5 protein-coding genes are annotated in these 8,810 nt (G+C 52.8%); 2 read left to right on the top strand and 3 right to left on the bottom strand.

The genetic code is table 11. The annotated features are described in order from the left end of the window. Positions 1–146: 146 nt before the first annotated feature. Both ACOSYY_RS12570 and ACOSYY_RS12575 read right to left on the bottom strand, forming a co-directional pair. Positions 147–1,592 (bottom strand): amidohydrolase family protein, encoded by a 1,446-nt coding sequence (locus ACOSYY_RS12570; protein WP_421662797.1) that lies wholly within the window; start codon positions 1,590–1,592, stop codon positions 147–149. A 136-nt stretch (positions 1,593–1,728) separates the two neighbouring features. Continuing rightward, positions 1,729–5,835 (bottom strand): tetratricopeptide repeat protein, encoded by a 4,107-nt coding sequence (locus tag ACOSYY_RS12575; protein WP_421662798.1) that lies wholly within the window; start codon positions 5,833–5,835, stop codon positions 1,729–1,731. Between the two features lie 555 nt (positions 5,836–6,390). Here ACOSYY_RS12575 and ACOSYY_RS12580 point away from each other — a divergent pair. Both ACOSYY_RS12580 and ACOSYY_RS12585 read left to right on the top strand, forming a co-directional pair. Further along, entirely contained in the window at positions 6,391–7,974 is a 1,584-nt protein-coding gene (locus tag ACOSYY_RS12580) for a secretin GspD/PilQ domain-containing protein (protein WP_421662799.1), read from the top strand. A gap of 163 nt (positions 7,975–8,137) precedes the next feature. After that, entirely contained in the window at positions 8,138–8,494 is a 357-nt protein-coding gene (locus ACOSYY_RS12585) for a PilZ domain-containing protein (protein WP_421662800.1), read from the top strand. 127 nt (positions 8,495–8,621) lie between these two features. Here ACOSYY_RS12585 and ACOSYY_RS12590 read toward each other — a convergent pair. Beyond that, positions 8,622–8,810 (bottom strand): hypothetical protein (locus tag ACOSYY_RS12590; RefSeq protein ID WP_421662801.1); only part of this gene is annotated, 189 nt, incomplete at its 5' end.

Consider the following 8,810-nt stretch of genomic DNA (forward strand, 5'->3'; position numbering starts at 1 on the left):
CGGGTGCAAATGAGCTGGGACCGTTGTCACACCCACCCAACCCTGGGGCCGCACCGAGACGCAGTCTACCCACCCGTCTGCAGCGGGTCCCTACACCGGGCGAGGTGCGAGGACGGGTGGAACGCTCATTGACAGGACCCCCATCATTACCCCTTCACCCATCCATACACTCTTCGGCTTGGCTCGGCCCCTTCTTCCAAATAGCTCATTCTGAGCCGGCCTAGGGCGTCATTCGGCACTTCGCGCCGTTTCGCCTCGGCATCAACTCCAAAAATCTTGGCGGCGTTCAATCCAAAAATTCGTTCCTTTACCCGCTTCGTCAGAGGCTGATACTGATGCTTTTCGATCAATTCCTCGGGGATCTGAAATCGCCGAAACGCCTCGATCTGCCATTGCGGCGTTCCATACCAGATGGAATCTGGGCCCCAAAGTCCACGCTCAATGCCGAACGAGCGAGTAATCTGCCCCAGCAAATGCGCGCAGATCAACGGATAGGTCGTCACTAATTGGGCAAAGGTAGAACCCAACTCCATATAGATATTGGAGATACTCGGCTCCGTTTCCTTCATCCGGCAGAACTCGGTGGTCCACGGGATCTCGCCGGTCTTCGCGAATATCTGATCGATCGATGCTACGCCTCGGAACCCAGAGTGATACACCAGAAAGTTGAGATCTGGAAAGTCCTTGGCCGCCCTGATCAGATCTCTGGGATGGTTGTAATCCGGAACGGGACCGATGGGCAGGCCTTTGTGAATGCATATCTTTCTCACATTGAGCTTTCGCGCCTGTTCCAACATGGGATAGGCAACGCGCTCATCGTCCATACGCCAGCCTCGATCGAATCCCTTCGGACAGGAACCGGTGTAGCATTTCCATGCATCGACCTTGAGGGTTTCAGCCTGCATCGCCATGAATTCCAAATCAGCCGCACCCAATTGTGGTGTCGCCAGACCGTGCGCCAACATCCGTTGAGAACCGGCCAACCGATTGATCTCGTCCCGGATGTGGGCCATCTCCTTGGGCGGGACAACGGCCTCTTGTGGATAAGGTCCGGGCGGCGTGCTGATGAGACCCACAGTGGTTTCACTATCGAAAAATACTTCTTTCACAAAATTCTTCCACGATAGATCGTCGAGGGTGCCACGATCCCCTGCGAGTTTCGGGTTGAGCCCCACCTCACGAATGCGCTTTCTCAACGACAGCAAGCCCTGTTTTGAAACGGCCCCCTTCCGCCCCAATTCGGCATCAAAAGGATCGTAGTGGGAACTGACGTAGTGGGTCTGTACGTCGAAGATAAAATACGGATCCTCTTGCTGCTCGGCAAACGCCGCTGTCTCGAACAACTCGATTTCTCCAATGTTAAAAAATCGGCCGAATGCATAGTTCATCGCCAGTAACGCAGCCGCCATACCGCCACTAGTCTTCAGGAAGCCTCGACGTGTCAATCCACGCCGAGCCGCCGCCTTTTCTGCCAATGCTCTCGTTACCCGGTCGACGCAAGCTTGCTCGGCCGTTTGGCAAATCGGGACAAATTCCTCGTTGGATACGATCTGTGTCGGAACAGCAGTCGTGAACGTCGCACCCTTTTTCACGGAAAGACCGCCAAAGAATAGTCTTGGTGGATATCCATGACACACCTCTTCATCTATACAGGACCCGCTGATTGTGTGAAATACTCCAAGCGCTGTCAAGCAAGCGATGCCAGGCAGGGCGTATCGGAAATGCTTATCAGGACTTGGATGAGGCGGCTGAGCGGTTCGTAGAGGAGGAAGACGTGTATGCGGCAGGGATCTCCACCACCACATCCAACTGAGAGTTGCCATCTTGATCTTTGCCGTCGTGTCCGACACTGTAGAGAACGCCTTTTTTCATGTTCACCAACATCGGCAACCCTGTATAGGGATCATAAAAACCTTGCCCTGCTTTCGCAATCCTTGTGAGGAGATTTCCATCCAGGGAACCACGTCTGAGCCAGGCTTGTAAGCTGGCAAGTCGGAGGTGGGCATCCGTATCGACTACGAATCCGTTGTACAGGTCCCATGGTGCAAGCGGTTCCAGGCCTACAATGTTCTCGATCGGATTAGTTAGATAGTCCATCAGGCCGGCCGCTGGAAAGTGGATATAGTTTCTCCGTTTCGGCAATGAACCATATTGCCCTTCACCGGCAGCTTTATAAGACGCATCGTAATATTCTGCATAGTCGTTGAGACGGCGTTGCATCGGCAAGGGCATGACAGATGCCACCATGATGTACACCGGCTGTTCTTCGGCCCTAATTGCTTTCAGCTGAGTCTCATATGTTTTCAAGGCCGAAACCAGTTCGCTTTGCATGGGCCAGCGCATCGAAAGTTCTACGTGATCAAGCGGGCGAAGAAGTTTGGTGACGCGCCCCAGATATTTTGCGTCAAAGTCTGAACGGACGAGTAACCCCGATGCGACTGCAATGTCGTCATTGATCGCCTGCGCTGCCAGCATTTTGATCGTAAGAGTTTTCGCCTGACCAAGTACAATACGCCACACTTCCATGTCGGTTTCCAACCGATCAATGCCTAAATCCGCGCCCTGCAAAAATCCATCCGCCACATGGAGCTGATGGGCGAAGACCATTTCGGCACAGGGCAACTCGACAGACTGACCGTAACCCCAGTCTTCAAAGGGTAGTTTTTGCCACTGACCATACCGACTGAGCGCCTGCTCATGCTGACTGCGCCATCCCTTGATAGTCTCTTGATGAGACTTGAACTCACCGATAGGATCTGGACTTCGAACCCACCCACGCATGACGTTCGTGGATGCATTCGATCCCTCGATCGTCCTCGATCCTGAACCACCAAAACATACTAACGCCGAACTACCACCGTTAGTATCGAGCTTCCGATCATGCCCCGCCTGTATCGGATCGAGACCAACCGGCGCATCGATCCCGAGGAGGAAAAAGTAGCCGTTTTTCTTGAAATCCGTCAGGGTTCGTTGAGGAATGGTGGTGAGGCTTTGAAAGACCGGAGATGACGACTCTTCCATGATGACCCAGGTCAGTCCGATGGCTCCGATCCCTAATGCCATGAGGAACCCCGAAAGCATCACCAGCCCCACACACGTCACCACAATAGAACGCGAAGTTGAAAAGCATGAGCTGGCAAAGTCGGCAATCGCAATGCGGACTCGACTCAGTGTGGAATTGGTCTTTCGGCAGAGCTTTGACTCCACTACTGGTTGTCGCGACTCAGTCGTCCTGACATTTCGGGACGACTCAAAGAGCACATCAACAACAGGAGCCTCCGACATAGGCCGGCTGACTTCCATCCGTTCTAAAATCGCCGGCGGCACCTGAGCAACGAGAGCCGCTGGAGGTTGTTCAATAGATCGAGCCGCTTCTCCCGCTTTGACCCATTCCTCTTGTTCAGGCGCTACCTTAGGAACCGGTTCAGGAATAGGAAATTGCGCCTCAACAAACGCCATTGCCGGCTGTTGCTGTTCATGGATCTGCACCTCGGTCATCTCTTCGGCGAGAGGGGAAGTTATCCCTATCGCAGGCGGCGATTCCCAACTTTTCTGGTGCTCTAGTAATGGGGAAGAAAGTAAAATCTCGGTTTCATCATGCTGCGTCTCGCCGGTAGGTTGTGACGGGGTGACGGGAAGCTTCTGAACAGCGCTGCGAGCGGTAGCGATCGCTCGGTCATTATCCTCGCTCAAGACTGAGTCAGCACTCTTAGAAGAAACTTCTAAGGGAACCACTATATCGACTGGCACCGATCCATGCTCTAAAAGTGGTGGCACAGTCACTATCACAGGAGTTTCCAATGGCGGCGCCTCATCCATCGTAAGAGAGCTCACCGCCGGAAGCTGCGGTTCCGATTCTACAAAGGCAGGGCTGCTTTCTGTCGGAAAAGAGAATTGTCCCAAACCAACAGCAGAAGTCTCTGGCTCAGCCGAAACCGGTGTCTGCAGTGCTGAAGCGATCAAGAACACCTCCGTTTCAACAACTGAATTGATCTGAGAAATCGGAGGTTGCGCTTGATCTTCACTAACGTTCAGTACACAGCCCGAGTCGGCTTCACCAGCCGATCGATCTACCGTTGATTCCGTATTTTCGCTGACCGGCTGATCTGTTTCCAAGGGGAGAATCGATATGACCGACCCCTGAACTTGGTCCCATGGCATAGGCACAATTTGATAACCGGAAGAGACTTGCTCTCCAAGCGACGTCGACTCCTCACGCGCCGGAATTTCCAGTGCTTGGTCTTCTAACACTTCCTGGAGAGATGCTGCAGAGGCTGAAGTAAGGGCTTCTTCCTCAATGTTTGTCCGAGTTACTTCCGAGGAAGGGACATTCGCAGAATGATCGCTTCCGAAATTCCATGCACTATTAAACAGGGATTCCCATGAGAAACCAGGATGCTTCCACGGTTCTGAAATCTTGTTAGCAGAAACCGCCTCGGGATTGGATGGAATGGGAGTATCTGAAGGCGGTTCAGCAACCACCTCCATTGAATTAGTCTCGACAGGCTGCTGGAGAGAAAACTGTCGATCCTCAGCCTCTATTGATCCAGCAGCCGACGGTTCCGTGCCCAAAAAGACGGGAGCCGACATTTCTTCAATCTGGGATGAGGGCATTATGCCAGCAGCCTCGATGGGCTGTGCTGAGCTAATTGGTGGTTCCGAAGCACCGGCGGGCTCCTTGTGTGCGGATGTCGTGGATGAGCCACTTATGTCATAGGATGCTTCTGGTTCAGCCTCGTCTAACAACCTCTCTTGGTCCTGAGGTGTTCCAGGGCAACCTGTTGACACAGTCGGATCTAGCCCATGTTGTGTCTCCGAACTCTCTGCAACGGGCATTGATGGAGTGAGTGAATACGTACCTTCAAGATCAACCTGTCCAGAAAGATCCTTCATCCCTGCTTCGGATGGAGCACTTTCAAATTCATGGATGCAGGTTTTGTCCTGTGCGTCACTTTTCCCTTCACTCGCATTACCAGAGGTCTGCTCTCGTAAAGGTGGATTGGAATGCACCATCTCTTCATCGAGAGTCGGCCCTTGATGTGCAGGAAGGTCCATGATTACCGGTGGGATTAGAGCCTCCGATGAATTCGGTACGTCCGTTACTTTGAACACATCCGGTGCTGTCTCTTGAGAATCCTGAATCTCCCACGGCATCACCCCATCCATTGGTTCAAGACCTGCCTGCATACCCTGACTACCCTCAGACATGTCGGACGATGGAGCGACCGTCGATTGTCCAGAATCGTTAGACTGACGGGCCAGCAACTCACCGGTTTGCACGTCGAAGAAAGACGTGAATCGAAAGGCCACAGGACTCGCGGGAGCTAGCTCCCGTATTTTTGCGTAGAGCTGAGAGGCATGATGTGGATTATCGGGATCAGGGTCTTCAATCAAGATATCGATCGCCTTGCCATACTCTGCAACGGCTTCGAGCATATTTCCTTTTTCTTGATAGAGCGCCCCCAGTTTCTCCAGGAAAGGAACACATCGAGGACCGGCGGCTAAGTACTCACGAAGCAACGATTCTGCCAGCCAATAGTCTTGGCGCTGAAACGCTTCGCTGATGAGTGAGTCAAAGGCTTGTCTCGCCGGGATAAGACTCCCGAGACGAAGATGGAGTGTAGCAAAAAGCCGTCGCGCCTCCATGTTGTGCGGATCGAGTGCCAGTAATTCCTTCAGTGCGGCAGAAGAACGCCCATATTTTCCGGCATTCATCTGGGTAATGGCTTCTTCAAGAAGCGCAGTTTTCCTGCTGTAGCCAACCACACCACGCTTGTGGCCACGGATGTTCTGGGTTTTATCGGATTTTAAAGGGGGTTTTTTATTCGCGCGCACGCTACAACCTTATCAGATCGTTTATGCATGGGAGCTCCGTACCGGCCCATGCGACTCTTCTGGACTCCTTGGATTGAACAATGACATAGGGGGTGAAACCTTTGAGGAGGGTGCAATCTAGATGCCTTATTCGATCCTCGTGATTCATGGATCAAGTCATTGTAAATTAAGGGATTGATTCACGAGCATTCCTTGTATTTCCTTCGTCCATCCAATTTTGGACAGACCTTTGCCATTCCCAACTTGGTCAGTTAGAAATGACACAAATCGGATATACGAGAATAAGAGATTAATCAGTTTCTCGGTAAAATGTACGCCTGAACGCACGCACGTAGTCTTCTTTATCGGTTGTCTTGTGGAAGTAATTAACTACCCTGCAAAGAACCGGCTCCTATTTGAGAAAGGATTGTCAGAGATACCCTCCTCTGCACAAGAGCTGAGGCTCCCGTTCGAAAAACTTCATCCTGGTTGTGTCCTTTAATACGCCTGTGATACGGTCAGACTCGCGTATCAAGCACCAACTGATGTCGCGGAATCAGAATCAATGGGTCCATCGTGCAAGTCATTCCAATAGTTTGTCGCCCAGGGAAACCGACCAGAAGATTTGAAGCCTGCCTGGTTTTGTTACTGCTTTTCTTCTTGGCTTACCCTCCTTCTCTATTCTCGCAGCAGGGGACAGGCGGCCACCCGGCGAAGGTGGCGCTCGATTTCAACGATGTGGATGTTCCCATCTTTGTCCGCTTTATCAGCGAACTGACTGGGAAGAACTTCGTCTTGGATGAAACCATAAAGAAGCAGGGGGGGAAGATTTCAGTGTTTTCTCCCACCAAGGTTTCGTCGGAGCAGGCTTACCACATGTTCGTCGCGGCATTGGAAGCAGCTCGATTGGCGGTGGTTCCCAAAGGCGGGAATGTGTACCAGGTCGTTCCGATGGGCGACCTTCCGCCGGAGCGAGGTGTATTTGTGTATAAGCTCAAGAACGCCAATGCCACGGATCTCGCTGCTGTGCTGACCAATTTAGTTGCCCGCTCACAAACTGTCGCACAAATAACCCCCGGCACCAGGCCTCCGATCAGACCCCTGACGGAATTCGAGGCTCCGGTTCAAGTGTTTGCCGATAAGGCCACGAACTCCATCGTGATCAGTTCGACCAAGATCGCATGGAATCATCTCCAACCAGTGATCCGCGACCTGGACATAAAGCGCAAACAGGTATTCGTGGAAGCCGTCATCCTGGAGGTTCAAGTCGATCGCCTGCGCCAGATCGGTACCGATCCTACGCAGGTGCTCGCTGCAGGAGGGGGTGATGCCGTTCGAGGAATCGTCTCAGTCAACCGGGCGCCGGAAGAAGTTGCAAATATTGCGGCGATCATCGCCGGCATTGCGGGCGGCGCGGCTTCAGGCGGTGGGCTGCAAGTGTTGAACACCGTTAATGTTCGAGCCTTCCTCCATCTCCTGATGAGTCTGACCGACACCAACGTCCTCTCCACGCCGCAAGTGCTGGCTGCGGACAATCAAAAAGCCAAGATTGTCGTGGGTGAGAATCGGCCTTTTCCAACCGGGCAGGCTCAAGGCATCACTGGTGGGACCCTCGTGACAATCGAGCGAAAAGACGTAGGTGTGACATTAGAGTTGACACCACAGGTTCTCGAAGATGAGTTAATTCGCCTTGAAATCAAGCAGGAGATCACGGCGATCGCAGAAAATGTGGCTCAAACAATCGGCACCGGCACCTCTTCTGTCCCGGTCGGACCCACAACGACCAAACGTTCGATGGAAACCACGACGATTGCCCAGGATCAACAGACACTGGTTATTGGAGGCTTGGTGCGTGACAATATCACACTTAGCGAACAGAAGGTCCCATGGTTTGGCGATATCCCTTGGTTGGGGTGGCTGTTTAAATCTCAAACTCGTCAGGTTGAGAAACTGAACCTTCTTGTCTTCCTCACGCCGCATTTAGTCCGGGACGGTGCGGACATGGTCGAACTGAATGCCAGAAAGGCTAGAGATCTTAATACTTTGCAGAGAGAGAACCGAATCGAAGAGCCGACTAAACTCAAACAAGATGTGCTTGAACGACTCGAACCCCCGTCGACGGCCCCTCCTCCCTCTTTTCCAGAGAATTCTAAGCCTTAAGACCCGACACAGCCATGGACCGCCGCGAGTCTGCTACAACTGGTCGTTGACCCGCTTAGAGGGCACTGATCCACAGATCGTTTTTGTTCTATGGGCCCCTCCTCTGAGGAATGGCTCACCAGCCATCTACCTGGATAGACTGCTCCCTACGGAGGGCATATCCATGGTTGACACAACTGTCATAAACTGGCGAATCCATCCACGGCTTTCGGTCGCGTACCCAGTGATATTCGGTGGCGCCCCGTTCGTTGGTGAAGGGGTGATGTCGGACCTTTCCCTTTCGGGTTGTTCCGTGACCTGTGAACGGACCGTCCTCGTCGGAAGCTATATTAAACTAAGCGTTGTCTTGCCCGATCCAACGTCCTCTCTATTCATCGAGTTGGGAAAAATCCGCTGGTTTCGTGAAAACGCCTTTGGCGTGGAGTTCATTCGTATGCCGACGCTCACCCGGCACCGGTTGGATCGAGTCATGTCTCAAGCGCCAGCCCTAGACATGAACTGTTTGCCGACATTGGTCTGAACTTCAATCGAACCCCTCAAATCTAATTGACACCAGACAGGTCCGCTCTGCTGCGATACGCTAAAGGCTAGAATCAATGAGAGAGCATAGGAGGGACTGAACTACCTGCCACTACCTCGACTAGCTGCTACAGGATGAATGCTGGATCGAGGACCTTGGTAGGGCCGGACGGTTCCGACACAATCCCTATAGCAGGAGTGAGGCAACCGCGATGTATTGAATGGAGAGCGGAATTGCTCTCGGGGTCGTTCGGCCCAGGGAACCCGGCTGAACACCACCCCTTCACCTCGCTAAGAAAACCACATAGACCCTGGTG

It is taken from the genome of Nitrospira sp. BLG_2 (assembly GCF_049222245.1).

Coding starts and splice junctions, on each gene's coding strand:
- ACOSYY_RS12585 (WP_421662800.1), top strand. CDS start 8,138: ATGGTTGACACAACTGTCATAAACTGGCGAATCCATCCACGGCTTTCG.